Origin of the sequence: Bifidobacterium avesanii (assembly GCF_009299475.1) — a bacterium.
Taxonomy (GTDB): Bacteria; Actinomycetota; Actinomycetes; order Actinomycetales; family Bifidobacteriaceae; genus Bifidobacterium; species Bifidobacterium avesanii.
This window is the reverse complement of the sequence record NZ_WBSN01000005.1, coordinates 1-26,316: the sequence shown is the minus strand read 5'-3', so window position 1 is coordinate 26,316 and position 26,316 is coordinate 1. Positions and strand designations below refer to the sequence as shown.

The following is a 26,316-nucleotide window of genomic DNA, read 5'->3' as shown; positions in this document are numbered from 1 at the left end:
CGTGACATTGGCGCCCACGCACCTTACACTAAGTGACATGGCTGATTTCACGCATATCCTCGCAACACGACCCGATCTGACCGACGACGACCGCGAATGGCTCCACCACCTCGTGGGCGACTGGCAGGTGATCGCGGACCTGAGCTTCGCGGACCTCATGCTGCTCATCCAGAACGGAGACGGCGAATACGTGGTGGCCGAGCAGTGCCGCCCGTCCACCGTCATGTCGCTGCGCTTCGACGACGTGGTCGGCAAGGCCGTGCCCGGGGAGCAGGTCGCCGAACTCGACCAGGCCATGAAGTCGAGCAGCGTGTTCCGCTCCACCCGCCTGCGCACGCAGGGCCGCAACACCATCTGCGACGTGTACGCGCCCGTGCGCCACAACGGCAAGACGCTCGGACTGGTGGTGCGCGAGACCAACATGGCCACCCGTGAATCCAACGGCCGCTACGAGTCCGAAAGCATCAAGGCCGGCAAGCAGCTGTTCGAGATGATCCCGCGCGGCCAGTTCCCGTACAGCGACTCCGTGCTCAACCAGCGCCACAACGCGCGCGTGTCCGACGGCTTCATCGTCCTCAACGCCGAGGGCATCGTGCGCTACGCCTCCCCGAACGCCATCAGCTGCTTCCGCCGACTCGGCTCGCTGCAGGTCATGCAGGGCCAGTACCTGTCGGAGATCGGCACCGCGCTGCTGCACCAGAACGATCCCGTGCCGGAGACGCTGCCGCTCGTGCTCACCGCCAAGGCGCCGGTCGACTCCGAGCTCAACGCCAACCGCTCCGCCGTCTCCCTGCGCTCCCTGCCCCTGTACGACGCGAACGGCCGCGTGGGCGGCATCGTGCTGTGCCGCGACGTCACCGAGCTGCGCCGGCGCGAGAAGGAGCTGCAGACCAAGGACGCCACGATCTCCGAGATCCACCACCGCGTGAAGAACAACCTGCAGGCCGTCTCCGCATTGCTGCGCCTGCAGGCCCGCCGCACCAAGAACGAGGAGGTCCGCAAGGAGCTCGGTGAGGCGCAGCGTCGCGTGCAGACCATCGCCGTGCTGCACGAGGGCCTGAGCCAGAGCGCCGACGAGGTGGTGGACTTCGACAAGGTCATCGCCAACCTGCTGCGCCTGAGCGTGGATCTGGCGGTCTCCAAGGACCAGCACATCGACATCAGCTATTTGGGCAAGTTCGGCATGATGCCCGCGCAGGACGCCACCCCGCTGAGCCTGGTGCTCACCGAGCTGGTCACCAACTCCATCGAGCACGGCTTCGAGGGGCGCAAGGAGGGCCACGTGACGATCTCCGTGGGCCGCGGCGGCAACAACCTCAACGTCGTGGTGGAGGACGACGGCAACGGCCTCGCCACCGAATCGCACGAGGGCATGGCGCGTTCGTCCGGCTCCGGCCTGGGCACGCAGATCATCAACACCTTCGTGACCAACGACTTCGGCGGCACCGTGCGCTGGGAGCCGCGCCGCGAGGGCGGCACGCGCGTGATCCTCGACATGAAGCTGCGCGCCGCGCAGGAGTAGCGCGCGGCGGCCGGAGGCAACGGCCAAGACAACGCGAAAGGGGTCGGCTCCCGGATATCGTTCGTATCCGGGAACCGACCCCTTTCGCGTAAGCGCTGCCGTGCGTATGGCGCGGCGCTCGGGTCAGGCCTGCATCTGCATGGCCTGCGAGCGGCGGGCGCGCATGGCGCGGCGCTTGAGCGCGCGGCGCTCGTCCTCGCTCAGGCCGCCCCACACGCCATAGTCCTGATTCGTGTCGAGGGCGCACTTGAGGCACGCGTCGATGACCTTGCACGTGCGGCACACGGCCTTGGCCTCCTCGATCTGCTGGTATGCGGCGCCGGTGTTGCCGACGGGGAAGAACAATTCAGGGTCCTTGTCCCGGCAGGCCGCCTTTGCACGCCAATCAAAAGCACTACTCATCTGTCGCCTTCCTTCACGTCGATGTCCGCGGATTCGTTTCCAAGTCCTTATAGAAGGAAAGCACGAATGAGCCGACTTTTCAAGGGTGTTCCTCCAACGGACGAGGATTTTTTCGCCGTCAGCGGTCGCACAGCTGGACCGGATCGGCCCGCCCCCGCGCGACGACCACGGCCCGTCCGGGAATCCGCGTGGCGTCGCCTCCCGCCCGGTCGAGCGCGTCCGCGGGCGCGCCGGCGAGCAGGTCCGCGGTGCGGTCCCCGCTCGGCAGGACGATGCGCATGGTGACGCGCGAGGCGTCGCCGAGGCGGCGTGCGGAGGACAGCGCGAAGACCACGGTCACCGAACCGTCCGCGAGCAGCCGTTCGAAGTCCTTGCGCCGCGGGTCGCCGCCGAGCGGATCGGCCAGTTCGTCGGCGTCGTCGACGAGAACCACGCGCGTGGATGCGTCGGCTTGTTCCGGGGCGGTCGCGTACGGCACGCCCGCTTGGGCGAGCCGCGCGGCCAGCCCGGCGATCAGCGTGCTCTTGCCGCGTTTCGCGCCGCCGATGACGGCCACGCACCCTCCATCGAATCCGATGGCGCACGGATGGAGGCGCACGCCGTCGTCCCACGCGCCCACGATCGCGCCGCTTCCGTCCGCGGCGGCGTGGGAGCCGGACAGATATTCGGGCAGCGGCTCGCTGAACAGCGGCTCGGCGGGCCTGACGCCGCAGAACCGAGCGGCGTCGGACACCGCGCGCACCGGCCCGAGGGCGTCCTGCGGTCGGGCGCAGCGGAACGCCTCGAGCGCGTCGCCGTCGTGGCGATATCCGACGCCGGGGCTCGTGGAGGGGATGAGCGCGGCGGCCTTGGTGCCGAGCATGCTGATCGACTGCAGGTCGTCGCGCACGCGCATGCACAGGTTGACCGCGATGTTGGCCTTCATCGCCGCGCTCACCTGTCCCATGGGATGCTGGGTGCACGCCACGAGGTTCATGCCGAGCGAACGGCCCAGCGACGCCAGTCGCGTGAGCCGGTCCATGGCGTCCGGCAGCTGCTCCTTCAGCGCGTTGAACTCGTCCACCATCACCAGCAGGCGCGGCGGGGGAGCGGGCAGGTCGTCGATCTGCGCGCCGCCCGCCTCGGCCACCAGCCGCTCGCGCCGCTTGAGCTCCGCCTCGATGGCGTTGAGCGCGCGCACCGCATGGGCGAGGTCCAGGTCGGACACGCAGCCGACCGCATGCGGCAGCGCCTCGAGGCCCCGGAACGTGGCCCCGCCCTTGAAGTCCAGAAACACCATGGCGAGCATGTCCGGCGGATAGTTCACCGCCAATGCCAGGCACCACTGCTTGAGCAGCACCGACTTGCCCGAACCGGTGGTGCCCGCCACCAGCGCGTGCGGCCCGTGCGTGGCCAGATCCATGACGGCCGGGCCATGCTCGCCCATGCCGATCGGCGCCGGCTGCCCGGCGTGGGCGCCGAGCCCGCCGATGCCGGGCATGCCGTCGTCGCGCCGCTGCCGCGCGAGCGCCCACCGGTGCACGACGGCCCGCCACCACTGCGAGGCGTCCTGCGGCAGTCCCATGAGCGTGGGCCATGGCACCGACTCCAGATCGGGGATGGCGGTCCCTCCGGCGTCGGCATCAATTCCGGCCCGCGTTCCGTCGCCGGCTCCGGGCGGCCCTCCCGGTTGCCGCGCCGACTGACGCGAACGCATCACCATGAACGAGGCGACGCAGCCAAACAGGCCGGGCAGCAGCATGATCGCGAACGTCCAGCGGCCCTCCAACACCATCATGACCGCCATGGCGATCTGCGCGCACGCCGGGGCGAGCATGCTCATGACCATCCACGGCGCGGCGGGGTCACGGGCGGCGGACGGCTCTTTCCCCGGGCGGTTGAATATCCTCATGCCCCGAGTGTGGAGGCCCGACGGGCGCGGGTCAAATCACGGGCGGCCTGTGGTCGAATGTGGGGAAACGGCGGAATCACAGGCTTCCGACGGTACCGGGATCGTGCGTGCCCTTGGCGAGCTGCGAGAAAAGCTCCGTGTTGCGCGTCTCGTCCAGCAGCACCGACGAGCCGACGCCGGCGCCGCGGTAGTCCGCGTCGGTCCAGTACACCGTGCCGGTCACGCCCCGGTCTCCGGACGCGGCCTTGAACGCCAGCGCCATCTGCGCGAGGCTCCACGGGCTCGCCTTCTCGTCCACGACGATCGAGCCGAGGCCGGCCTTCATGAGCGCGTTGACCTTGCCGAAGTTGAGCAGTGTGTCCCTGGAGGCCGCCTTCTTGGTGATCGCGGAGATCACCTGCCGCTGGCGCTCGGCGCGGCCGAAGTCGCCCTTGGGGTCCGAATAGCGCATGCGGGAGAACGCGAGCGCGGTGTCGCCGTCCGCGACGTGGCACCCGGCCTGCCAGTTGAGGCCCGACTTGACGTCGTTGACGGTGCGGTCGTAGCACAGCTCCACGCCGCCGATCGCGTCCACCACGTTCTTGAGTCCGCCGAAGTGGATGACGGCCACGTGGTCCACGTTCATGCCGGTGATTTTCTCCACCTGGCCCACGAGCGCCGGGTAGCCGCCTGCGGCCGCCGCGGCGTTGATCTTCATCTTGCGGCCGTTCACCTCGACGAGCGAGTCGCGCGGGATGGAGATGAGCGAGCTGCTGCCGTGCTGAGGCTTGGTGAGCACGAGGATCGTGTCCGTGCGGAAGCCGTCGGTGGCGTCGTTGATGCCGGTGCCGTCGTTCGCGTCGCGTTCGTCGGAGCCGAGCAGCAGCCAGGTCTGGGCGGGCGTGTTGGCCGCGCCGGTGAGCATGTTCTGCCTGACGAGCTGCCCGTTCACCCATCCCCACGCGGAGAAGACGCCCACGCCGGCCAGCAGGATCAGCGCGAGCAATACGGCCAACGCGATGCGCAGGGGATTGCGGCGCCGACGGACGGCAACGGCGGTGGAGGCTGCGCCGGACTTCGCCGGTCGCGCGGCGGAAGCGGAAAGCGGCGCCGCGGGACGGGGGGACGGCTGGCGGCGCAGGGAGGCGTTCTCCGAAGCGGTTCGCGCGGAGGGCACGCGTCCGCGCGAACGCGCCTTGGGCTGGAACTGCACGGGCTGCGGCGACGGCGTTGCGGCCCGTGCGGCGGGAATCGAGGCCGGCCGGCGCAGCGGCGGCGTGGAGCGCCGTTCGGCGGTCGGAGGCTGGGAGGCCGAGGCGGATGCGGTAGCGGACGACGAACCCGCCGTGCGCGCGCGCCCCGCATGGGAGCCGTGGGAGCCATGGGAGGCGGGCGTGGGGGAGAAGCTCGGCGGCGTCTGGTCGCCGGTCGTGCGCGCGGCGCGCCTGCGCGAGCCGGAGGGAATGAAGCTCGGCGGCGTGTCCTGCGGTTCGTGTCCTGATGGCTGCGTCATGATCCCTCCTGAAAGCAATGCGCTGCAAGCCTTGTTAACACGCGAATGTGTGAGCGGGTGGTGACGGCGGGCATTTCTCCCCATGAACGGCACAACCGCGGGGCCAAAACGCGCTCCGGGAACGGCGGGCGCGTTGACGAACACGGCAATATACCACATGCGCGGCGCGGGATGCCGCATTGACGCGAGACAATTTGACAAATTCGAGGGGCCGCGTGTGTAATCTAGTACGGCCACGGCAGGATCTAGGCGAAGGAGGACGGCATGTGGGGTCTGTTCGACGATTCCGACGACGACGCGCTGTCCCGCCTGTGGGGCCTGTTCAAACCGGACGGCGACCTGTCCTGGCAGCACAAGGCCCTGTGCGCGCAGACCGACCCCGAGGCCTTTTTCCCCGAGAAGGGCGGCTCCACGCGCGACGCCAAGCGCATCTGCGCCGAATGCGAGGTGCGCGAGCAGTGCCTCGAATGGGCCATCGACCACGACGAGCGCTTCGGCATCTGGGGCGGCATGAGCGAACGCGAGCGCCGGCGCTACAAAAAGGAGCGCAGGAACAGGGCGTGACGCGCCCGACCGCGGGCTGTGCTTAGACTGGAACCATGACTTTCGAGACCTCAACGGACGCAGGCGTGCAGCAGATTCTGGTGAACGCGCTCGCAGCCCGTCCCCGCGGCGTGCGCCAGGACGTGGACATGACCGTCGTCGCCGTCGTCACCGTAGAAAAGGACCGCCGCTTCCTCGCGGACACCGTGAGGGCCGTGCTGGCCCAGCGCACGCTGCCCGGCGTCGTCATCGTCGCCGACTGCAGCGGTCAGACGCCCAAACCCGTGTATTCCACGATGGAGGTCATCCGCCCGCACGCCCCGCGCGTCGACCGCCTGCCGCAGGTCGCCACCGCGCAGGTGCAGCTCGTGGGCGTCAAGGGGGCCGCGTCGTTCGGGGACGCCGTGGACAAGGCCCTGCGCGCCGCCCGTCTGCCCGAGACGGCCGAATCCGTCTGGCTGCTGCACGACGATTCGCGCCCGCGCGACCCCTCGTGCCTCGAAACGCTCGTCGAGGCGCACCGCAACGTGCCCGGCGCCTCGGTGATCGGCGCCAAGCAGCTCGCCTGGGACTCCGACGCGCTGCACAACGTCGGCTACTACGCCGCCCCGCACCACCGGGTCGCCAGCCTCGTCGTGGACGGCGAACCCGATCAGGAGCAGTACGACGGGCGACAGGACGTGTTCGCCGTGTCGCTCGCCGGCGCGCTCGTGCCCCTGTCCGTGTGGCGCACCCTGGGCGGCGCCGACGGCTGGTTCACCTCCTTCGGCGAGTCCAAGGACTTCTGCCGCCGCGTGTGCCTCAACGGCGGCCGCGTGCTCGTGGTGCCCAAGGCGGTCATCGCCCACCGGCGCGCGCGCCTCGAGGGCGTGCGCACCCGCTCCGGCGAGGCGGTGGACGAGGACGACGCCCTCAACTCGGCCCTCCAGCGCATCACCGCGAGCCAGCGCTACCGCATCACCGACGTGCGCCGCGGACGCTGGCCCCTCCAGTGGCTGTGGCTGCTCGTCAAGTCCTTCGGCCTGTTCTTCGCGCTCCTGTTCGCCAAGAAGCCGTACGAGGCCGCGTGCGAGCTCGCCCTGCCGTGGCGCGCGCTCGCCGGCGTGGCCGGGGCGTCCCGTGCCAGAAAGCGCGTCGCCCGCCAGTCCGTCACCTCATTGGGCCGGCTGGGCGTGCTCGTGGCCAACCGGCAGCAGCTCAAGCGGTGGCGGGAGCGCATGCGCGCCTTCGAATCGCAGCGCTACGTCACTCTGCTGAGCCCGCTCGCCAAGGCACATCTGCGCCGCCAGTGGCGCGTGCGCGCCTCGTGGGCCGCCGTCATGGCCGTCGCGCTGGCCGCCGCGGTCACCGCGCTGCGCTGGAACGTGGTGCGCGGGCTGTTCGCGGGCGGCCGGCTCGCCTCCGAGACGCTGCTGCCCACCGGGGCGTCCTACGGGCAGCTGGTGGACGCCGCCACCACGCCGTACAGCTTCGGCCTCGGTGTGGGCCTCGCGGGTCCCCCGTCGCCGTTCCTGCTGGTGCTGGCCGGCGCCGCGGTGCTGACCGGCGGCAACGTGGCCGCGGCCATGGCCCTGATCTACCTCGCCGCCGCGCCCCTGTCCGCGCTGTCGTTCTGGGCGCTCGCCGGCGTGTTCACCCGCTCCAACCCGGTGCGCGTGGTGTGCGGCCTGCTGTGGGGCACGCTCGCCGCCGCCATGGGCCTGTACCACGCCGGCAACCTCGCCATGCTCGTCTTCATGGCGTTCCTGCCCGCGGCGTTCGCCTTCACCTTCCGCGCCACGGCCATGTACCTCACGGAGGACCCGGTCAAGCCCGTCGCCTCGGTGCAGCGCGCGGCCCTCGCCTCGCTGTGCTTCATCCCCGTCGTGGACGCCGAACCGCAGACGCTGCTGCCGCTGTTGCTCGTCTTCGTGGCGTTCCTCATGCTGGTGCGCCGCCACCGCCCCACGCTGCTTCTCATCCCCGTGCCCGCCGCGTTCACGCTGGCGCCCACGCTGGTCAACGCGGTGCGGCACATCGGCTCCGGCGAGTGGCGCGAGCTGTTCGCGGACGTCATGCTGCCGTCCTCCGCGGCGAACGGCGCCCCGCAGGCCATGAGCCTCGCTGACATCACCGCGCACGCGTTCGGACTCGAGCTGCCCGCGTCGTGGACCGACGTGCCCGCCGCCGAACACTGGCTCGGCGTCCTCGCCATCGTCTCGGTGCTCGCCCTCGCGGCGCTGGCCGTGGCGGCGCTGCTGCTGCCCATGGCGCTGCGCATGTCGCGCATGATGTGGGTTGTCATCATCGCCGGCGCGCTGCTGTCGCTCGTCTCCGCGCGCGTCGCCGTCGGCGTGGACGGCGAAGGTCAGGTGGCCGGCTCCGTGCTGCCCGGCTTCGCCATGGCCATGCTCGGCGTGATCGCCTGCGTGTGCCAGGTGGCCGGCGGCGCGGTCAAGCGCTTCAACCCGCTGGTCGGCATGATGACCTCCGACCGCCGCGCGGCGCAGCGCGACGGCAAAACCGCGTGGGCCAGAATCGGCCGCACCGCGCTGACCGTGGCGCTGGCGTGCTTCGTGGCCCTGTGGGGCGCGCTCGGCGCACAGCGCACGCTCGCCGCCGGCGGCGTGACCGCCACGGACCGCGGGCTGCCCATGGTCGCCGTGGACTATCTGGACCAGAATCCGGCGCACCGCATCCTCGCGCTCAGCGCCCAGTCGTCCACCGTCGTCGACTTCACCGTGATGCGCACCGCGCGCGGCGAGATCATCGACAACACGCCCGTCGTCCACGCGCGTGTCGTCTCCGGACTGGAGGACGACGCCACCGGGCGCATGGCCACCGCCGCGTCGCAGCTGCTGAGCAACGGGGACGCCGAGGCGATCCGCACGCTGAGCGACCTCGGATTCGGCGGCGTGTTCGTTGCTCCGGCCTCCGGCGACGTGACCGACGATCCCTCGTACGACGCGCTGGTGTCCAACATCACCGCCAGCGAGGGCACGCAGAGCGTGGTGAGCAACGCGTCCGGCACGTACTTCCGCCTCACGCTGGCCGACGCGGCCACGCAGGGCGTCGACCTGACCGGGCTGGAGGACGCACGGGCCAACGTATGGCGCTGGGCGTGGCTGTGGGGCGCCGGCGTGGTCGTCGTGCTGTACGTCCTGGTGGCACTTCCCAGCATTCGCAGACGAGAGCAGGAGCAGGCATGAGCGGCAAGCGCGGCATAACGTCAACGACCCATCGGAAGACCGGCTGGACCGTCGGCAAGGCGGTGACGGGGCTCGTCACGCTCGTCGCCATGGTGGCCCTGCTCATCGGCATGATCGTGGTGCGCCCGCTGCCGGGGTTCGTCCTCGGCGGCTCGCGCGACACGTCCGCCGTCGGGCAGACCGTCAGCCAGCGCGTGGGCGTCAACTACTGCCCGGCGCGCATGACGCTGAGCGACAACGCCCAATACGGTGACAGCGCCTTCCAGACCAGCGAGGGAGACATCGCGTCCTCGTCGCGCTACGTGGCCTTCGGCTCGGTGTACAGCTCGCGCATCGCATCCATGACGGGCGAGGACAAGGGCGAGCTGGAGGACAAGGATCCCACCGACGCCTCCGCGGTGCGCACCCTCGCGGGCAACGCGGACGACGGCTCGATCCTGCAGACCACGCGCCTGCTGTCCGCCGCCGACGGCACCGGCGTCTCCTCGGCCACCGTGTCGTGGGCGTCCTCCGGCGACCTCAGGGGCCTGGCCGCCACCAGCTGCGTGGACGCTGGCCTGAGCCACGAGTTCCTGGTGCCGGCCACCCAGACCGGCTGGTCCGAGCGCCTCGTGGTGTCCAACGCCACCGCCAAGGCGACGACCGTGAACGTGCAGGTCTGGGGCACCTCCGCCTCGGGACGCATGTCGCTGAACCTGTCCGGCACCCTGTCCGTGAGCGCCAATGCCGAAACGGTCTTCGACCTGTCCGCCGCGGCGCCCGGCCAGGACGCGCTGTATGTGACCGTGACGAGCAAGGAGACGCCGGTGAGCGCCGTGGTGCGCGCCACCGCCATGAACGGCCTGACGCCGCAGGGCAACGACTATGTGCTCGATTCGCCCGACGCCGCGCAGCGCATCGCCATCGCCGGCGTGCAGGGCGCCCAGGGCGTCAAGGTGCTGCTGCTCGCGCAGGAGGGGACCTCGGTGGACCTGTCGTGGATCACCGCCAACGGCCTGGCCTCCGCGCAGACCGTCTCCCTCGAGGGCGGCAGGGCGCAGGTCGCCGATCTGGGCGCGCCCCCGGCCGACGCGATCGGCGTGGGCGTCACGGCCGACGCCGGGGTGACCGCCTCCGCCGTGCTCACGCGCTCCGGCGACGGCGGGCAGGCCGATTTCGCCGTGGTGGCGGGCGGCAGTCCGGCCGCGTCCTCGGCGGTCGCGGTGCCCGAGCAGGTGGACGCCACGGTCAACGTGACGAATGCGACGCGCGATGCCGCTTCGGCGACGGTGTCCGCCTACGATGCGGACGGCAAGCTGCTCGGCGAGCGGAAGATCGACCTCACGGCGAACGGTGCGGCGTCATTCGCCGCATCCGAACTGGGGCAGGGCGTGGCCGCATTGCGCATGGACGATCCGTCGTCCGCTGCCAGCTGGAACGTGACGCTGTCCCGCGGCGACCTCAACGACAAGCACGTCGGCGCGGTCGCCGTGATCGAGCCGCGCGCCCTGACGCCGCTGCGCGCGCAGGTCTACGCGCACCCCACGCTGGGTGTGGTCGGCTGAGCGTTTGCGGCCGAACGGATCACAGCCCCCAGTCGGGGTTTATTGCTGACGCCGAAAAGCTAGCAGCAGATCCGGGCGTCGGAGACAACTATGAAGACCGCTTGACGGACCAATCCGACTGTTCTTCGGTTGATTTGTCCGAACCGGCTGCCGATCGCCCGTTCAGCGTCACCGCGACGTCGGATGCAAACCGACCCAGCCACCGCCCGGCGCGCCAACATGGACGCCGCACGCATGCGCATCGATCAGGCCAATTACATCGTCGTCGAATAAATCGGCGACATGCGGATGGCCGGGGGAATTGGCGTTATGCCATGGGGCGTCCACGCATACAGAATGTGGCTCCGCGATCACGTGGGACTCTAAACAAAACCCTGTTCGGCATGTCAATGCCGAACGGGATCCAAGCCAGATGGCCGACGCACTCAATGTCACGCCCGAGATCATCGACGACTGCAGAGGATGTCTGCGCGACGGAGATGCCCTTCTTTGATTTGGTTTCCTCTGTTTTGTAACTGTTGAACGTTTATTTTGCTTTTCTATATATCGATTATGGGCATTTTCGACATATAGAAGGGTATTATTTGTATTCCAAACATCGATATGAGACGAAACGAGGTGGTAGGAATGGAATACAAGAGCATCAGACAGACCATCAACATGTCACAATCCACGGAGAAACCCACGGAACTGGCCCAGCATGAATATGAAGCGCGGCTCGGCGGATGGTCCACGTTCCGTTCCGGAATCACATTCGATGGACATGAGATGTTCGCCGTATGCTTCAGGGAGCTCGGCACCGCACTCGACACCGTAAGGGAACTTGAAGGGAAGGTGGAATCACTGTGGAACGGCCTGCCGAACATCGCGAAACGCGCCTATCTCTTCGACCTCATCGGAGCTGAGGTGCAGAGCACCAACACCATCGAAGGCGTGCACACCACACGCAAGGAAATAGCCGACGCATTGGAATCGGCCGCGAGCGAAGGCCCCCGCAAACGGCTGACCGAATTCGCGAAACTGTTCCTCGGACTGTCCGGCGAGGAGGGCAAGCAGCTCGAACTGCCACGCGAGCTCAAGGACATCCGGAGCATTTACGATCAGGTCACGGACGGAGAAATAGCCGACAAGGACAAGCCCGACGGCATAATGTTCAGAAAAGGCACGGTCTCCGTATGGGACGACGGCAACGGGCGCAAACTCCATGACGGCGCATACCCGGAATCGGAGATTCAGGTGCAGCTCACCAAATGGATCGCCCTGCTCACCGACGTGAACATACCGCCGATCCTGCGGGCCGTGATGTGCCATTACGCCTTCGAGTACATTCACCCGTTCTACGACGGCAACGGCAGAACAGGCCGGTTCCTGATGGCGTTGCAGCTGAGTAAGCATCTGAGCGTACCCACCGCGATATCGCTCAGCCCGGTCATAGCCGACGCCAAGGGACAGTATTACAAGGCGTTCGACGACACCCAGTTCCCCCTGAATTGCTCCGATGTGTCCCTGTTCAGCTACCGGATGGTGAAATTCATCATTACCGCGCAGAAAAACATCATCTCCGACTTGGGGAACAAATGGGGCATGCTTACGACGGCCCATGACCGGCTCGGCAAATACGCCGAAGATAAAAGCCTGTCCGGCGACCAGAAGGATATCCTGTTCTACCTGCTGCAGGTGGAATTGTTCGACAACGACCCGCGTCCAATCTCCCGCAGGGTGCTCTCCACATGGCTCGAAGTGGGAAGTGTGAAGCTCATGACCGCCATCAAAGGACTTCTGGCCCTTGACCTGCTGCAGGAGCACGGCAAACGCCCGATACGTTATTCACTGTCGGCAAAGGCCCGCGGACGGCTCCTGCAATAAAAGGAAAGCCCTGTCGGTGCTACCAACATCGACAGGGTTGAAACCAGGGAACGCTACCAACATTCCATCGGCGGAACGAGTCTTAGAAACGGCGGAATAACGCCGTTCTTGAGCCTTGGGATCACAGCCCCCAGTCGGGGTCGATCTCCTCCGGCCTGCGCCCGTAGTGGTCGGCGATCCGGGAGACGAGCTCGTCGCGGATGATGAACTGCATCTCGTCGCGGTCGCGCGTCTGCATCTGGATCGGCAGGCGGTACAGCACGATGCGCGGCGGGATGCCGTGCCCGGCGGGGAACGCCTTGCTCAGCAGCTCCGGCTCGTCCTCCCATGGCAGCGGGTCCGACGGCGGCACGTCCTCGACCGCGAACTGCAGCGGCTTGACCAGTTCCGGCCACGCCTGACCGAGCCGTTTGAGCTGGGCCGCCACCATGTCGTCGAACATGCCCGAGCGCGTGCGGTAGCGCGGCAGGCGGGCGCCGAACGTGGGTCGGCGCAGGCCGCGGCCATGGCGGTTGCGGTAGGTCTTGCCCATCCAGGGCGGTTCAGGTGACGGTCTTCTCATGAGGCCTCACCCTAGTAGCGAGGGACAACAAGCCCGCGATGGTACTATGTTCTAGCCAGTACGCCGCATGAGCCACAGGAGGTCGCATGTCCATCGCCATCGCCGATTCGTGGACCGAGCTTGATCTTGACGCCATGGGCGCGAAGGCGCGTCTGATCGGCTTTGATCTGGACAATACGCTGGCACGCTCCAAAATGCCCATGCACGACGACATGGCCTCCGCACTGGCCGCCCTGACCCATCTGACGCAGGTGGCCGTCATCTCCGGCGGACGCTACGAGCTGTTCGTCCGCCAGATCCTCACCGTGGACGCGTTCCGGGGCGACGCGGCATACGCCAACCTGCACCTCATGCCCACCAGCGGCACGCGCTACTACCGCTTCGAGGACGGCGGATGGCGTCTCCAGTACGAGCAGGACCTGCCCGAAGCCGACCGCATGGCCGCCCGCGAGTCGCTGGAACGCCATGCGCGCGAACTCGGCCTGTGGGAGGCCCATACGTGGGGCGAGCGCATCGAGGACCGGGGCAGCCAGGTCACGTTTTCGGCGCTGGGCCAGCAGGCGCCCGTCGACGCCAAGGAGGCGTGGGACCCGGACAACGCGAAGAAGAACGCGCTGCGCGTGGCCGTGGCCGCGGACCTGCCGCACCTGCTCGTGCGCTCCGGCGGCGCCACCAGCGTGGACGTGTCCGGCCGCGGCATCGACAAGGGCTACGCGGTGCGCGAACTGGCGCGGATCCTCGGCATCGGCGTCGGGGACATCATTTTTATCGGCGACCGCATGGACCCGAATGGCAACGACTATCCGGCGGCGCAGGCCGGCGTGATGCCGGTGCGCGTGCACGGGCCGGAGGAGACGCTCGAGGTCGTGCGACGGCTCACCGGGATTCTGCGGGGATAGCCATGGACGGCGTGCTGCGGGCGGCGAGGGCGTGGGAGCGCGAACTGCGCGACCTGCTGCTGCCGCGCGGGTGCGCCGGATGCGACCGGCCGGACGAGACGCTGTGCGCGGATTGCCGTGCGCTGTTCCTGACGGGACGCGCGTGGACCCTGCGGCGCGACGGGATCGCCGTCCCGTGCTTCGCGTGCGCCGACTACCGCGGTGCTGCGCGCAACGCCGTGCTGGCGTGGAAGGACCACGACGACGTGGAATTGGACGCCGACTTCGCCGATGCGATGCGGGCATTGGGCGCGGCGGCTTGTGGAAGCGTCGTGGGTGCCGTGGACGTCGACGCGGTGGTTCCCGTGCCGTCCTCCGCGGCTTCTCGACGCCGTCGCGGCCGCGCGCACGTCCGTCCCCTTGCGAAGGGCGTCGCGGCGGGGCTGAAGCCGTGCGGCGCGGGGACCGGTCCCCGCATTGCGGACGTGCTGCGCATCGGCGGCGCGGGGGCGAAATCCGTGGCGGTGGGCGGCGTGCGCGGTCGCGCGCATCGATTGGACGACAGGGTGCGTGTGGCCGGGGGAGGAAGGGGATCCGAGACGCTGAGGGGCCGGCGTGTGGCGCTGGTGGACGACATCGTCACTACGGGCGCCACGCTGGCGCATTGCGCGCTCGCCGTGCGGGCGGCCGGCGGTGTGGTCGTGGCGGCGTTCGCCTTGGCCCGCACGCCGGCGCCGGGGGAGTGCGGGCCAACCCTCAGTGGTATTTCGGCAGGGTGATCTCGAAGTCGGCGCCGCGCTCGTCGTCCACGACCTTCACGGTGCCGCCGTGCAGCTGCGCGGCCCAGCGCGCGATCGACAGGCCCAGCCCGGTGCCGCCCGACTCGGTGCCCGGCCCGGTCTTGCCCTTGACGAAGCGGCGGAAGATGTCGGAGCGCGCCGAGGGCTCGATCTGCGAGCCGAAGTTCACCACGTTGGTCACGACCGTGCCCTGCTGTTCGTTCTCGTGCGCCTCGATGAGCACCGCCGTGCCGTCGGGGGAGTGCTTGAGCGCGTTGGCGATGATGTTGGTGAACAGCTGGCGCAGACGGTCCTGGTCGCCCTCCATCACGATGCCGTCGGGGATGTCCATGGTGATTTCGTGCGCGTGGCCCGCGTCGGCGATCTCCAGCGGCTCGACGGTCTCGTCGATGAAGTCGGCGAAGTTGAAGGACTCGATGTTGAGGCTGGCCGCGCCCGCCTCCATGCGGCTCAGGTCGAGCAGAAAGGCGATGAGGTCGCTCAGCCGGTGGGTCTGGTTGAGGATGCTTTCGAGGTTCGCCGGGGTCGGCTCGGTCACGCCGTCCGCCATGTTCTCGACCATGGCCTGTAGTGCGGAGACCGGCGTGCGCAGCTCGTGGCTCACGTTGGCCACCATGTCGAGGCGCATCTGCTCGGCGTGCTGCAGTTCGCCCGCCATCTCGTTGAAGGACCGGGCCAGCTGGCCGATCTCGTCGTTGCGCTCCGTGGCGGTGCCGTCCACGCGCACGGTGTAGTCGCCGTCCGCCATGGCCTTGGCCGCGTCGCGGATCTGGCGCAGGGGGGCGGTCATGCCGCGCGAGAACAGGTACGTGATGCCGAGCGCCACCGCGAGCGTGAGCGGCATGGCGATCCATCCGCTCCAGCCCACCTTGAGCAGGAACCACGCCATGACGAACGCGATGGCGGTGGCGACGACGATGACCAGACACAATTCGACCTTGAGCGAGGAGAAGCGTCCGATCGGCCTCTCCTCGCCCTGCATGCCGTGCCGCACGCCGGTCGCCGGGTTCCTCCTCACTGCGCGCCGGCCCCGCTCGGCGGCTCGAACGCGTAGCCCACGCCGTGCACGGTGCGGATCATTTCCGAGCCGAGCTTGTGGCGCAGCGCCTTGACGTGCGAGTCGACGGTGCGGGTGCCGGAGGCGTCCACCCAGTCCCAGACCTCCTCGAGCAGCTTCTCACGCGTGAGCACCGACTTGGGCTTGCGCGCGAGAGTGGCCAGCAGGTCGAACTCGGTGGGCGTCAGGTGGATCTCCTTGCCGTCCAGCGTGACCATGCGCTGCGCCGGGTCGATCACGAGGGTGCCGAAGTCGAGCAGCTTCTCGTTCTCCGCGTTCTTCGCGATCACCTTGGCCCTCTCCACGCGGCGCAGCAGCGCCTTGCATCGGGCGATGAGCTCGCGCATGGAGAACGGCTTGGTCATGTAGTCGTCCGCGCCGGCGCCGAGGCCGATCACCTTGTCCGCCTCGTCGTCGCGCGCGGTGAGGATGAGCACCGGCACCGGGCGCTCGGCCACGATGCGCTTGGTGGCCTCGAGCCCGTCCATCACCGGCAGCATGATGTCCATGATCACCAGATCCGGCTTGAGCGTCGAGGCCGCCTGCACGGCGCTGGCGCCGTCGGAGGCCACGCGGGCGGTCCATCCTTCGGCGGTCAGTCGCTGGGCGACGGCCGTCGCCAGGGTCGGCTCATCCTCCACCACCAGCACGGTGTACGTGTCGCGGTGCGTGTTCGCGCTATTGATCATTCCTGTGATGCCCTATCTTGTTCCGTGAAATCACTGTTCCGGCTTCAAGAATAGTGCGCCGAGCGCCGGGACGGTGATTTTCGCGGACCAGTCGCGGGAATGGTATTCGCCCTTGACCGCGGTGATGTCCGTATTGTGGATGCCCGAGCCGCCGTAGCGCTCGTCGTCGGTGGTCAGCGCCTCGACCCACTTGCCGCCCTTGGGCAGCGGGACCTGATAGTCCTGCCACGCGGTGCCGGCGAAGTTGACGACCACGACCAGCTCCTCGCCGTCCTTGCCGATGCGCATGAAGCTCAGCGTGTCGTGCTCGTTGTCGTCGGAGGTGAGCCACTGGAAGCCCGCCGGGTCGAAGTCCTGGCTCCACAGGGCCGGCGATTCGCGGTAGAACGCGTTGAGGTCCGCCACCAGATGCTGCACGCCCTTGTGGTCGTCCCAGTTGAGCGCGTCCCAGTCGATGGACTCGTTGTAGTTCCACTCGCCCCACTGCGCGATCTCGTTGCCCATGAACGTGAGGTTCTTGCCCGGGTGCGCCCACTGGTAGGCGAACAGGGCGCGCACGCCGGCGTACTTCTGCCAGCCGTCGCCCGGCATCTTGCCGTAGAGCGAGCCCTTGCCGTACACGACCTCGTCGTGGCTGATGGGCAGCACGTAGTGCTCCGAGTACGCGTACACCATGGAGAACGTGATCTCGTTGTGGTGGTACTGGCGGTTGATGGGCGTCTCGTGGAGGTACTCGAGCGTGTCGTGCATCCAGCCCATGTTCCACTTGAGGCCGAAGCCGAGGCCGCCGGCGTCGGTGGGGGCGGTGACGCCCGGCCACGCGGTGGACTCCTCGGCGATCATCATGATGCCCGGGTTGTTCTTGTACGCGGTGGCCGTGGCCTCCTTGAGGAAGTCGATGGCCTCGAGGTTCTCGCGCCCGCCGTAGATGTTCGGGCGCCACTGGCCGGGCTCGCGGCTGTAGTCGAGGTAGAGCATGGAGGAGACGGCGTCCACGCGCAGGGCGTCGATGTGGTACTCGTCCAGCCAGAAGCTCGCGTTGGCGACGAGGAAGTTGCGCACCTCGTTGCGCCCGAAGTTGAACACGTAGGTGCCCCAGTCCGGGTGCTCGCCGCGCAGCGGGTCCGGGTCCTCGTACAGCGGGGTGCCGTCGAAGCGGCCCAGCGCGAAGTCGTCCTTGGGGAAGTGGGCGGGCACCCAGTCCATGATCACGCCGATGCCGGCGCGGTGGAAGGCGTCCACGAGGGCCTTGAAGTCGTCCGGGGTGCCGAAGCGGGAGTCGGCGCCGTAGTAGCCGGTGACCTGGTATCCCCACGAGCCGGTGAACGGGTGCTCCTCGAGCGGCAGGAACTCCACGTGCGTGAAGCCCATCTTCTTGACGTACGGCACGAGCTCGTCGGCCATGTCGAGGTAGCTCAGGCCCTGCTTCCAGCTGCCGGCGTGCACCTCGTAGATGGAGACCGGGCCGGCGTGCGGGTCGGTCTTGACGCGGCGGTCCATCCACGCGCCGTCCTCCCACTCGTGCACGGACTCGACGACGATGGACGCGGTGGCCGGCGGGATCTCGTGGGAGCGCTCCATCGGATCGGCCTTCTGCTTCCACTCGTTGTTCGCGTTGAGGATCTCGAACTTGTAGCGGGCGCCGTCGCCCACGCCGGGGACGAACAGCTCCCAGACGCCGGACGTGCCCAGCTCGCGCATGGCGTGGCGGCGGCCGTCCCAGTCGTTGAAGTCGCCCACCACGCGCACGGCGTGGGCGTTCGGGGCCCAGACGGAGAACGCGGTGCCGGTCACGTCGCCCATCGGGTCGTCGTAGTGCAGCACGCGGGCGCCGAGCATCTCCCACAGGCGCTCGTGGCGGCCCTCGCCGAACAGGTAGATGTCCAGATCCCCCAGCGTGGGCAGGTAGCGGTACGGGTCGTCCTCGGTGGCGCTGCGGCCGTCGCCGTAGTCGGCGAAGACGCGGTAGTCGGGCACCGTCCAGCCGTCGTCCGTCTTCTCGGCGGGGATGACGGTGGTGAAGATGCCGTTGAACTCGTGGTAGGTGGCCCAGTCGCCGTCCAGCGTGGTGATGATGACGGATTTGGCCATGGGACGCAGGACGCGGATGGTCACCTGGCCGGCGTCTTTGCCTTCCATAAGATGGCCGCCCAGCACCTCGTGCGGGTTGTAGTGTTTCGCGTTGCTCACCTGATCGAGGACGGCGTAGTCCACGGGGAGCGGGTTCGTGTTGGCAGGGTGAATTGTTGTGCTCATAAATCGAGTTTACATCTCGACACGTAAGATTTCGCCCAGTCGCGCGCCTTTTTCGGACATTCGGCCGGCATTCCCGCGGCATATGTGAGGCAAGAGGACAAGTCCATGGCGGATGGCATAATTATTCGAGTTTTTGTGTGCATGTGATTGCGTATTTGCGGAGGGCTCATGGATTACAAAGTCGGCGATATGGTCGTCTATCCTCGACACGGCGCTGCGAAGGTGGAGGCCATCACCGAAAGGACCGTCAAGGGCGTGACGCGGGAATACCTGCAGCTGTCCGTCCTGTCCAGCGACGGTCTGGTCATCAACGTCCCGGTGGAGAACGCCAAGAAGGTGGGCGTCAGGGACATCGTGGACGCCAACGAGGTGGCCAAGGTCTTCGAGATCCTGCGCACGCCGATCATCGAGAAGGAAATGAACTGGTCGCGCCGCTACAAGCTGAACGTGGAGAAGATCGCGACCGGCGACGTCAACAAGATCGCCGAGGTGGTGCGCGACCTCGCCCAGCGCGACGTGGACGAGCACGGCCTGTCCGCCGGCGAGAAGCGCATGCTCACCAAGGCGCGCAGCATCCTCACCTCCGAGATCGCCCTGTCCGAGGACCTCGACGAGCCGACCGCCCAGCGCCTGCTGGACGTGAACCTCGGCTACGAGGCCCCGCAGCCCGGCGACGAGAAGCACCACACGCAGGCCCCCGAGGAGCCGGCGGCGGAGACGCTTGCCCGCATCGAGAGCTCCAAGAAAAAGAAGTGAGCCCGTCCGTGACCGGCGCAACCGACGTGGCCGGCATCGGCCGCATGAACATCGGCCAGGGCTTCGACGCCCACCGCTTCGCGCCGGACGGCTCCGGCCGCGAGCTGTGGGTGGCCGGCCTCAAATGGGACGGTCAGGGCGAGGGTATCGAAGGTGACTCAGACGGCGACGTTGCCGCGCACGCCCTCATCGACGCGCTGCTGTCCGCGGCCCGGCTGGGGGACATCGGCACGCTGTTCGGCGTGGGATCGGATTCCGCCGGCGCCGGCCAGCACGGTCTGCCCATGCTCGAACATACCGTCGCCCACCTGCGCGCGCACGGCGTCGAACCGTCCTCCGCGTCCGTGGTGGTGATCGGCAACCGTCCCAAGATCGGAAAGCGCCGGGCCGAGGCCGAGGCGGCGCTGTCCCGGGCGGTCGGATGCCCGGTGTCCGTCACGGCCACCACCACCGACCGCATGGGCTTCACCGGTTCGGGCGAGGGCATCGCCGCCATCGCCAACGCATTGGTCGGGTTCCGTCCGCGGTGATCGCGGCCCGCGCGGCCTTTGCCTGCTACCTGCGCCCTTACTTGCGCAGCGCGTCCACGCCCTTGGCCACGGCCCAGAACAGCGTGGACAGCGTGACGATTACGAAGCTCGGCGGCACGGGGAACATGGCCGCCAGCACCAGGCCGCCCCAGATCGAGACGAGGCAGATGAGCGTGGCCGTCACCATGGCGGCGAACGGCGACGCGGTGAGGATGTTCGCCGTGGCGGCCGGCGTGATGACCAGCGCGAAGATGAGCAGCGTGCCCACCGCCGGCACGGCGATGGTGATTACGCCGGCCATCATGGCCATGAACACCAGATTCATCGCGCCCACGGGCACGCCCTTGGCGCGGGCCACCTGCTCGTCGAGGGAGCTGAACAGCAGCGGGCGGTAGACGATCGCCAGCACCGCGAGCAGCACCACGTCGAAGACCGCGAACCCCTTGATCTGCGCGTCCATGATGGTGATGATCGAGCCGAAGAGGATCGACTGCATCTGCTGCGACGCCTGCGTGGACATGCGCGCGAAGAACAGGCCCAGACCGGTGGCGAAGGCGAGCACGGTGCCGGTGGCGATCTCGCGCTGCGAGGCGCGTTTGCCCAGCGCTCCGATCACCAGCGCCCCGCCGAGCGCGAACGTGCCGAGGCCCGCGGCCACGGGCAGACCGAGCAGCACCGCGCCGGTGGCGCCCGGCAGTCCGATGTGCGCCAGCGCGTGGGCCGCGAACGTGGAATGGCGCGCGATGGTGAAGTAGCCCATCACGCCGGCCGCGACGGCGATGCACACGCCCGCGGCGAAGGCGTTGAGCATGAACGGCGCGGTGACCGTGATCATCCAGTCGGGATCGAAGGCGAAGCGGATCATGCGGTCTCCTTGGCGGTGTTGGTGTTGCTGGCGGTGTTGGCATTGCTGGTGTTGGCGGTGTCGCCTGCGGCGTGGCCGTGGCCATGGGCGGCGTGGTCGTGGAACTCCGCCACCTCCTCCACGTCGTGGGTGTCCGGCGTGGTCCCGTCGCGTTCGTCCAGTGCGTTCGGGGTGACGAACATGTCGCCCTGCGGCGTGGTGACCACCTGCACCTTGGTGCCGTACAGGTGGGTGAGCAGCGTGGAGTCGAGCACGGCGTCCATGGCCGCGTAGTGCGGGTGACCGTCGAGCAGGTACACCGCGCCGGTGAGGATGGGCAGCAGCATGTTGAGGTCGTGCGCCACCACCTGGATGGTCATGCCGAGCTCGCGGTTGAGCCGGGAGAGCACGTGCACCACCGACCGCTGGCTGGCGAGGTCCAGATTGGCGAGCGGCTCGTCGAGCATGAGCAGCTCCGGGTCGCACACGAGGGCCTGCGCGATGGCCACGCGCTGCCGCAGGCCGCCGGACAGCTGGCTCAGGCGCAGCGACGCCTTGTCCTCCACGTTCACGAACCGCAGCGCCTCGCGAGCCTTGGCCCGCTGCGCCTTGGTGACCGGGTGGATGCCGAAGCGCGTGCCCGTGAGCCCCAGCAGCACGGACTGCTCGGCGGTGAGGTTGGAGTCGATGTCGTTGGTGTAGCTCTGCGGCACGTATCCGATGCGCGCGTTGGCCTTGCCGGCCGGCTCGCCGAGCACGGTCACGCTGCCCTCCGACAGGGGGAGCAGGCCCAGTTCCGCCTGCATCATGGTGGTCTTGCCGGTGCCGTTGGTGCCGACGATCGCGGTCACCGTGCCCTGCTCGATGGCGAAGCAGCCGTTGCGCCATATCGTCCTGCCGCCGCGCGTCACCGCCGCGTGGTCGAAGATGATGCTTGCCGTCATCCATGCGCTCCTTACGTGTGAAGTCCTCAGGGATTGTGACAGGTGGTGATGACAACCGTTATCAATTGCGGATGGCTATTGAGAATGCGGCCGGGTGATCGGTCATGCGTCATGGCCGCGTGAACCGTCGCGGAGTCCGCGAAACCACCTGAACGGCGTCGGCCGCCCACCGGAAATTCCGATGGGCGGCCGATGAAAAAGCCGCTGCGGTTGGTCGGGCGACCGTCGTTCAGCTGGCGGACGAGGAAGCGGATGATGACGCCGACGGCGATGCCGGCGCGGACGACGAAGCCGACGCGGACCCGCCGAGCGAATCGCCGAACGTCTTCACCAGCGCGCCGATCCAGTCGGTGAGCGTGTCGTACCCCTCCGGCATCTGCTCGGTCACGTCGATCACCGGCACGTCGGACTTGTGCGCCACGCCCGTGACCATGTTCGTCGTGTCGGACGCCTCCTGCGGGTTGTTCACCAGCACGTCCGCCTGCTGCCCCTCGAGGACCTGCTGCATGGCGCTCAGGTCCGCCGGCGCCGGCTCGCTGTCGTTCGCCACGGCCTGCGCGTAGCCCTTCGGCGTCACGTCCTTCATCCCGAGGTCCGCGAGCAGGTAGTAGGCCACGGACTCGGTGGCCGCGTACGTGGCGTCCTTGTGTTCGGAGGCGAACTCCTTCATTTGCTGCTCGAGCGTCTTCTCCTGCTCCTGCCACTTGGCGAGCTGCTCGTCGAAGTAGTCGCGGTGGTCCGGCTGGAGCTTGGCGTAGGTGTCCGCCAGATCCTGCGCGACGGCGTTGCGCGCGTCCTTGGAGAACCACAGGTGCGGGTTGTCGCCGTCCGAGGCGCCCACGTTGCCGGCCGCCGTGACGAGCGCGGTCTGCTTGGTGACCGACTTGGTGGCCCACGCGTCGTAGCCCGCGCCGTTAGCCACCACGACCTGCGCCTTGGACAGCTTGGCGACGTCCGCGGTCTGCGCCTCGAAGTCGTGCGCCTCGACGTTGCTGGAGGCGAGGATGGAGGTGATGTCCACGTAGTCGCCGCCGATCTGCTTGGCCAGCGAGCCCCACTGGTTGATCGAGGCGACGACGCTGATCGGCTCGCTTGAGGCGCCCGTGCCGGTCGCATCGGTCGTCTGGGAGGGGCTCGCCGTGCCGCCGGAACCCGAACCGCAGGCGGATGCGAGCGACAGGGCCACGACGCCCGTCACGGCGGCGGCGACCCGGACGATGCGATGCAATGCTGGCTTCATAAGGTTCCCTCTTGTTTCGTTGTCTTCTCGTCTTTGGTATGTGGAACGGCGTTCCCCATTGACTGTATTTCACGATAGCCTATAGCGCGTAGCAAAGCGAATGGGAGCAAACAGCATGTCTTTGAAACTCGACGGCAAGCAGACGGCGGCGCGGATCAAGTCCGATCTCGCCCGGCGCGTGGAGCGGCTCAAGGCGAGGGGGATCGTCCCGGGCCTCGGCACCCTGCTGGTCGGCAGCGACCCCGGGTCCGTCAAGTACGTGGCCGGCAAGCACGCCGACTGCGAGGAGGTAGGCATCGCCTCGATCAGGCGCGAGCTGCCGGCGGACGCGAGCTTCGACGACATCGCCGACGCGGTGCGCGGGCTCAACGAGGATCCGGCATGCACCGGGTACATCGTCCAGCTGCCGCTGCCCGAGGGCATCGACGAGAACGCGATCATCGACCTCATCGACCCGAAGAAGGACGCCGACGGCATGCACCCGTACAACCTCGGCGAACTGGTGCTCCACCCGCACGGCGAAATCGCCACGCCGCTGCCGTGCACGCCCAACGGCGTCCTCACGCTGCTGGACCACTACGACATCGACCTGAAGGGCAAGGAGGTGTGCGTGCTCGGCCGCGGCATCACCGTGGGCCGCACGATCGGCCTGCTGCTCACGCGCCGCGAGGTCAACGCCACCGTGACGCTGTGCCACACGCGCACGAGGAACATCGAGGAGCACATGCGCCGCGCGGACGTGATCGTCGCCGCGATGGGCTCCGCCGGGTTCGTCAAGCCGGAGGACGTCAAGCCGGGCGCCGTGCTCGTGGACGTGGGCGTCAGCCGCGTGTGGGACGAGGGGGCCGGTCGCTACCGCATCAAGGGCGACGTGGACAAGGCGTGCTACGACGTGGCCTCCGCCTACACGCCGAACCCCGGGGGAGTGGGCCCCATGACCCGCGCCATGCTCCTGGGCAACGTCGTCGGCATCGCCGAGCGCCAGCTGGGCTGAGCCGGCCCGTCCGTCGCCCGTCGTCCGTCGCCCGCGGCACGCAAATTCCGGGCGTGTCGTGGGCAGCGGGTTTGGCCACGCCCTCCGGTATTCTTGACCTTTGCGTGCATATTGGCATGCGTATAACTGAATATCGAGTAATATCCATCCATCTATTGAGAAACCATATATTTACATGGCAGAGAACAACACTGAAGTCACCAAGGTCGCGATCAACGACATCGGCACCGAGGAGGACTTCATCAAGGCAGTCGATTCCACCATCAAGAACTTCGACGATGGTGATCTGGTCGAGGGTACCGTCGTCAAGATCGATCACGACGAGGTCCTCCTGGATATCGGCTACAAGACCGAGGGCGTCATCCCCTCCCGCGAGCTTTCCATCAAGAAGGACGTTGATCCGGACGAGGTCGTCGAGGTCGGCGACACCATCGAGGCCCTTGTCGTCACCAAGGAGGACAAGGAAGGCCGTCTGATTCTTTCCAAGAAGCGTGCCCAGTACGAGCGCGCCTGGGGCGAGATCGAGAAGATCAAGGACGCCGACGGCGTTGTTGAGGGCACCGTCATCGAAGCCGTCAAGGGCGGCCTCATCGTCGACATCGGTCTGCGCGGCTTCCTGCCGGCCTCCCTGGTCGAGATGCGTCGCGTGCGCGACCTGTCCCCGTACATCGGCCAGAAGATCAAGGCCAAGATCCTCGAGCTCGACAAGAACCGCAACAACGTGGTCCTCTCCCGTCGCCAGTACCTCGAGGAGACCCAGTCCGAGGTCCGCGAGACCTTCCTGTCCCAGCTCAAGAAGGGCCAGATCCGCGAGGGCGTCGTGTCTTCCATCGTCAACTTCGGCGCGTTCGTCGACCTTGGCGGCGTCGACGGCCTCATCCACGTCTCCGAGCTGTCCTGGAAGCACATCGACCACCCGTCCGAGGTCGTCAAGGTCGGCGACAAGGTCACCGTCGAGGTGCTGGACGTCGATCTGGACCGCGAGCGCATCTCCCTGTCGCTCAAGGCCACTCAGGAGGATCCGTGGCAGCGCTTCGCCCGCACCCACGTCCCCGGCCAGATCGTCAAGGGCAAGGTCACCAAGATCGTGCAGTTCGGCGTGTTCATCTCCGTCGAGGACGGCATCGAGGGCCTGGTGCACATCTCCGAGCTCGCCAACCGTCACGTCGAGAACCCGGAGACCGTCGTCAAGCCGGGCGAAGAGGTGTTCGTCAAGGTGATCGACGTCGATCTCGATCGTCGCCGCATCTCCCTGTCCCTCAAGCAGGCCAACGACTCCGTCGACCCGGCCTCCGAGGACTTCGATCCGGCCCTCTACGGCATGCCGGCCGAGTACGACGAGCAGGGCAACTACAAGTACCCCGAAGGCTTCGACCCGGAGACCAACGAGTGGATCCCCGGCTTCGAGAAGCAGCGCGAGGAATGGGAAGCCCAGTACGCCGCCGCCCACGACCTGTGGGAGCAGCACAAGGAGTTCGTGGCCAAGGAGCTCGAGAACGCCGCCGCCTCCGCCGCCGAGGATGGCCAGGCTCCGAAGGAAGAGAAGGTCGAAGAGGTGTCCAACTACTCCTCCGAGAACACTTCCACCGGCACCCTCGCCGACTCCGATCAGCTCGCCGCCCTGCGCGACCAGCTGCTCGGCCAGAACAAGAAGTGAGCCTCGCTCGCTGACTTGTCGGCTCGCTGGCTGACGGCTGACTGACGACTGTCGGTTGCCAGCTCTAACGGCTCAGCTCTAACGGCTGAAAGGGCCCGTTCCGCATGATTACCATGCGGGGCGGGCCTTTTCGCGTGTTTATGGCGTGTGGGGCCCATTACCGACCGTTGCCTACGCGCCGTCTGGTGAGTGCATGTTGCCGCTGCCGCGCGTTGGCCGGCGTTCTCGCTGCAAGCCGTCTTTGCCCAATCTGGGCTTCGATTGTGCGGGATTGGGCAAAGACATGGGCTGAGAGGGTTGTGTGACCGGCTTATCGTCCGTTTCTGCCCAATATTGCAATTTATGGGAACGGATTGGGCGGAATCGTAGTCCTCGTGCGCCAAGGCATCCGATTCGCTCAATTTGCGGACCCAATATGACGGATTGAGCGAATCCAGTTTGTGACGGGCGGATTTTCGCCGTCACGCATCGGATTCGCTCAATCCGTACATCGGGGTCGGCAGATTGAGTGGATCCAGTGCGCAGGAGGGTGCAATGGGGGTGCGGACGAAAAGTTGGACGCTTTGGCGTCCGGATTGGAGTCCGCAATGTACCGCAAGGACGTCAAGCGCATGGTCGTCGGCCTGTTCTACGACGACCGCATCAACGCGCCCGAGATCAT

At 67.7% G+C, this 26,316-nt stretch carries 21 protein-coding genes; 11 read left to right on the top strand and 10 right to left on the bottom strand.

Annotated elements, in window-relative coordinates:
* The first annotated feature begins 37 nt into the window (after positions 1–37).
* Positions 38–1,522, top strand: a complete 1,485-nt coding sequence (locus DSM100685_RS03955) for a sensor histidine kinase (RefSeq protein WP_152350063.1) — start codon at positions 38–40, stop codon at positions 1,520–1,522.
* Between the two features lie 123 nt (positions 1,523–1,645).
* Here the strand turns inward: DSM100685_RS03955 and DSM100685_RS03950 are convergent, their stop codons facing one another.
* From DSM100685_RS03950 to DSM100685_RS03940, 3 genes are all read right to left on the bottom strand, one after another.
* Positions 1,646–1,924, bottom strand: coding sequence for a WhiB family transcriptional regulator (locus tag DSM100685_RS03950; protein ID WP_033495370.1), 279 nt, complete (start codon positions 1,922–1,924; stop codon positions 1,646–1,648).
* A 118-nt stretch (positions 1,925–2,042) separates the two neighbouring features.
* Positions 2,043–3,815, bottom strand: a complete 1,773-nt coding sequence (locus DSM100685_RS03945; protein ID WP_152350062.1) for an FtsK/SpoIIIE domain-containing protein — start codon at positions 3,813–3,815, stop codon at positions 2,043–2,045.
* A 76-nt stretch (positions 3,816–3,891) separates the two neighbouring features.
* Positions 3,892–5,307 (bottom strand): LCP family protein, encoded by a 1,416-nt coding sequence (locus tag DSM100685_RS03940; protein WP_152350061.1) that lies wholly within the window; start codon positions 5,305–5,307, stop codon positions 3,892–3,894.
* Positions 5,308–5,571: 264 nt separating this feature from the next.
* On the opposite strand from DSM100685_RS03940, the gene DSM100685_RS03935 reads away from it, so the two are divergent.
* From DSM100685_RS03935 to DSM100685_RS03920, 4 genes are all read left to right on the top strand, one after another.
* On the top strand, positions 5,572–5,871 hold the full coding sequence (locus DSM100685_RS03935; protein WP_152350060.1) for a WhiB family transcriptional regulator: 300 nt from the start codon (positions 5,572–5,574) through the stop codon (positions 5,869–5,871).
* 35 nt (positions 5,872–5,906) lie between these two features.
* Complete coding sequence (locus DSM100685_RS03930) at positions 5,907–9,038, top strand: glycosyltransferase family 2 protein (protein ID WP_152350059.1); 3,132 nt, start codon at positions 5,907–5,909, stop codon at positions 9,036–9,038.
* Complete coding sequence (locus tag DSM100685_RS03925; RefSeq protein WP_152350058.1) at positions 9,035–10,582, top strand: DUF5719 family protein; 1,548 nt, start codon at positions 9,035–9,037, stop codon at positions 10,580–10,582. Before DSM100685_RS03930 ends, DSM100685_RS03925 begins: the two co-directional genes overlap by 4 nt.
* 627 nt (positions 10,583–11,209) lie before the next feature.
* A complete protein-coding gene (locus DSM100685_RS03920; protein WP_152350057.1) occupies positions 11,210–12,448 on the top strand; it encodes a Fic family protein in 1,239 nt (412 codons plus the stop codon).
* Between the two features lie 121 nt (positions 12,449–12,569).
* Here the strand turns inward: DSM100685_RS03920 and DSM100685_RS03915 are convergent, their stop codons facing one another.
* Positions 12,570–13,010, bottom strand: a complete 441-nt coding sequence (locus tag DSM100685_RS03915; RefSeq protein ID WP_152350056.1) for a metallopeptidase family protein — start codon at positions 13,008–13,010, stop codon at positions 12,570–12,572.
* An 86-nt stretch (positions 13,011–13,096) separates the two neighbouring features.
* Here DSM100685_RS03915 and DSM100685_RS03910 point away from each other — a divergent pair, with 86 nt between their 5' ends.
* Together DSM100685_RS03910 and DSM100685_RS03905 are read left to right on the top strand one after the other, a co-directional pair.
* Entirely contained in the window at positions 13,097–13,909 is an 813-nt protein-coding gene (locus DSM100685_RS03910; protein ID WP_152350055.1) for an HAD-IIB family hydrolase, read from the top strand.
* A gap of 2 nt (positions 13,910–13,911) precedes the next feature.
* Positions 13,912–14,667: a ComF family protein gene (locus DSM100685_RS03905; protein WP_152350054.1), complete on the top strand. Its 756-nt coding sequence runs from the start codon at positions 13,912–13,914 to the stop codon at positions 14,665–14,667.
* Here DSM100685_RS03905 and DSM100685_RS03900 read toward each other — a convergent pair.
* From DSM100685_RS03900 to glgB, 3 genes are read right to left on the bottom strand one after another with little or no spacing between them, the layout of a single operon-like run.
* Positions 14,645–15,670 (bottom strand): sensor histidine kinase, encoded by a 1,026-nt coding sequence (locus DSM100685_RS03900; RefSeq protein WP_152350169.1) that lies wholly within the window; start codon positions 15,668–15,670, stop codon positions 14,645–14,647. The genes DSM100685_RS03905 and DSM100685_RS03900 overlap by 23 nt on opposite strands.
* A gap of 32 nt (positions 15,671–15,702) precedes the next feature.
* Positions 15,703–16,434 carry a response regulator transcription factor gene (locus tag DSM100685_RS03895; RefSeq protein ID WP_152350053.1) on the bottom strand — a complete coding sequence of 244 codons (732 nt, stop codon included), beginning with the start codon at positions 16,432–16,434 and terminating at the stop codon, positions 15,703–15,705.
* A 30-nt stretch (positions 16,435–16,464) separates the two neighbouring features.
* The gene (gene glgB / locus DSM100685_RS03890; protein ID WP_152350052.1) at positions 16,465–18,690 is read right to left on the bottom strand and encodes a 1,4-alpha-glucan branching protein GlgB; all 2,226 of its coding nucleotides are present in this window, start codon (positions 18,688–18,690) and stop codon (positions 16,465–16,467) included.
* Positions 18,691–18,858: 168 nt separating this feature from the next.
* Between glgB and DSM100685_RS03885 the strand changes: the two genes are divergently transcribed.
* Together DSM100685_RS03885 and ispF are read left to right on the top strand one after the other, a co-directional pair.
* Positions 18,859–19,446 carry a CarD family transcriptional regulator gene (locus DSM100685_RS03885; protein WP_152350051.1) on the top strand — a complete coding sequence of 196 codons (588 nt, stop codon included), beginning with the start codon at positions 18,859–18,861 and terminating at the stop codon, positions 19,444–19,446.
* A 44-nt stretch (positions 19,447–19,490) separates the two neighbouring features.
* On the top strand, positions 19,491–19,976 hold the full coding sequence (gene ispF, locus DSM100685_RS03880; protein WP_163200926.1) for a 2-C-methyl-D-erythritol 2,4-cyclodiphosphate synthase: 486 nt from the start codon (positions 19,491–19,493) through the stop codon (positions 19,974–19,976).
* Positions 19,977–20,013: 37 nt separating this feature from the next.
* Here the strand turns inward: ispF and DSM100685_RS03875 are convergent, their stop codons facing one another.
* From DSM100685_RS03875 to DSM100685_RS03865, 3 genes are all read right to left on the bottom strand, one after another.
* The gene (locus DSM100685_RS03875; RefSeq protein WP_152350050.1) at positions 20,014–20,841 is read right to left on the bottom strand and encodes a metal ABC transporter permease; all 828 of its coding nucleotides are present in this window, start codon (positions 20,839–20,841) and stop codon (positions 20,014–20,016) included.
* Positions 20,838–21,764, bottom strand: coding sequence for an ABC transporter ATP-binding protein (locus DSM100685_RS03870; RefSeq protein ID WP_152350049.1), 927 nt, complete (start codon positions 21,762–21,764; stop codon positions 20,838–20,840). Before DSM100685_RS03870 ends, DSM100685_RS03875 begins: the two co-directional genes overlap by 4 nt.
* Positions 21,765–21,993: 229 nt before the next feature.
* Positions 21,994–23,004 carry a metal ABC transporter solute-binding protein, Zn/Mn family gene (locus tag DSM100685_RS03865; RefSeq protein WP_152350048.1) on the bottom strand — a complete coding sequence of 337 codons (1,011 nt, stop codon included), beginning with the start codon at positions 23,002–23,004 and terminating at the stop codon, positions 21,994–21,996.
* A 115-nt stretch (positions 23,005–23,119) separates the two neighbouring features.
* Between DSM100685_RS03865 and DSM100685_RS03860 the strand changes: the two genes are divergently transcribed.
* Both DSM100685_RS03860 and rpsA read left to right on the top strand, forming a co-directional pair.
* Entirely contained in the window at positions 23,120–23,998 is an 879-nt protein-coding gene (locus DSM100685_RS03860; RefSeq protein WP_152350047.1) for a bifunctional methylenetetrahydrofolate dehydrogenase/methenyltetrahydrofolate cyclohydrolase, read from the top strand.
* Between the two features lie 175 nt (positions 23,999–24,173).
* The gene (gene rpsA, locus DSM100685_RS03855; protein ID WP_152350046.1) at positions 24,174–25,655 is read left to right on the top strand and encodes a 30S ribosomal protein S1; all 1,482 of its coding nucleotides are present in this window, start codon (positions 24,174–24,176) and stop codon (positions 25,653–25,655) included.
* Positions 25,656–26,316 lie beyond the last annotated feature (661 nt).

What these genes read in the sequence shown, in the direction of transcription:
- DSM100685_RS03955 (WP_152350063.1), top strand. Translation starts at nt 38, where the DNA reads ATGGCTGATTTCACGCATATCCTCGCAACACGACCCGATCTGACCGAC.
- DSM100685_RS03950 (WP_033495370.1), bottom strand. Translation starts at nt 1,924, where the DNA reads ATGAGTAGTGCTTTTGATTGGCGTGCAAAGGCGGCCTGCCGGGACAAG.
- DSM100685_RS03945 (WP_152350062.1), bottom strand. Translation starts at nt 3,815, where the DNA reads ATGAGGATATTCAACCGCCCGGGGAAAGAGCCGTCCGCCGCCCGTGAC.
- DSM100685_RS03940 (WP_152350061.1), bottom strand. Translation starts at nt 5,307, where the DNA reads ATGACGCAGCCATCAGGACACGAACCGCAGGACACGCCGCCGAGCTTC.
- DSM100685_RS03935 (WP_152350060.1), top strand. Translation starts at nt 5,572, where the DNA reads ATGTGGGGTCTGTTCGACGATTCCGACGACGACGCGCTGTCCCGCCTG.
- DSM100685_RS03930 (WP_152350059.1), top strand. Translation starts at nt 5,907, where the DNA reads ATGACTTTCGAGACCTCAACGGACGCAGGCGTGCAGCAGATTCTGGTG.
- DSM100685_RS03925 (WP_152350058.1), top strand. Translation starts at nt 9,035, where the DNA reads ATGAGCGGCAAGCGCGGCATAACGTCAACGACCCATCGGAAGACCGGC.
- DSM100685_RS03920 (WP_152350057.1), top strand. Translation starts at nt 11,210, where the DNA reads ATGGAATACAAGAGCATCAGACAGACCATCAACATGTCACAATCCACG.
- DSM100685_RS03915 (WP_152350056.1), bottom strand. Translation starts at nt 13,010, where the DNA reads ATGAGAAGACCGTCACCTGAACCGCCCTGGATGGGCAAGACCTACCGC.
- DSM100685_RS03910 (WP_152350055.1), top strand. Translation starts at nt 13,097, where the DNA reads ATGTCCATCGCCATCGCCGATTCGTGGACCGAGCTTGATCTTGACGCC.
- DSM100685_RS03905 (WP_152350054.1), top strand. Translation starts at nt 13,912, where the DNA reads ATGGACGGCGTGCTGCGGGCGGCGAGGGCGTGGGAGCGCGAACTGCGC.
- DSM100685_RS03900 (WP_152350169.1), bottom strand. Translation starts at nt 15,670, where the DNA reads ATGCAGGGCGAGGAGAGGCCGATCGGACGCTTCTCCTCGCTCAAGGTC.
- DSM100685_RS03895 (WP_152350053.1), bottom strand. Translation starts at nt 16,434, where the DNA reads ATGATCAATAGCGCGAACACGCACCGCGACACGTACACCGTGCTGGTG.
- glgB (WP_152350052.1), bottom strand. Translation starts at nt 18,690, where the DNA reads ATGAGCACAACAATTCACCCTGCCAACACGAACCCGCTCCCCGTGGAC.
- DSM100685_RS03885 (WP_152350051.1), top strand. Translation starts at nt 18,859, where the DNA reads ATGGATTACAAAGTCGGCGATATGGTCGTCTATCCTCGACACGGCGCT.
- ispF (WP_163200926.1), top strand. Translation starts at nt 19,491, where the DNA reads ATGAACATCGGCCAGGGCTTCGACGCCCACCGCTTCGCGCCGGACGGC.
- DSM100685_RS03875 (WP_152350050.1), bottom strand. Translation starts at nt 20,841, where the DNA reads ATGATCCGCTTCGCCTTCGATCCCGACTGGATGATCACGGTCACCGCG.
- DSM100685_RS03870 (WP_152350049.1), bottom strand. Translation starts at nt 21,764, where the DNA reads ATGACGGCAAGCATCATCTTCGACCACGCGGCGGTGACGCGCGGCGGC.
- DSM100685_RS03865 (WP_152350048.1), bottom strand. Translation starts at nt 23,004, where the DNA reads ATGAAGCCAGCATTGCATCGCATCGTCCGGGTCGCCGCCGCCGTGACG.
- DSM100685_RS03860 (WP_152350047.1), top strand. Translation starts at nt 23,120, where the DNA reads ATGTCTTTGAAACTCGACGGCAAGCAGACGGCGGCGCGGATCAAGTCC.
- rpsA (WP_152350046.1), top strand. Translation starts at nt 24,174, where the DNA reads ATGGCAGAGAACAACACTGAAGTCACCAAGGTCGCGATCAACGACATC.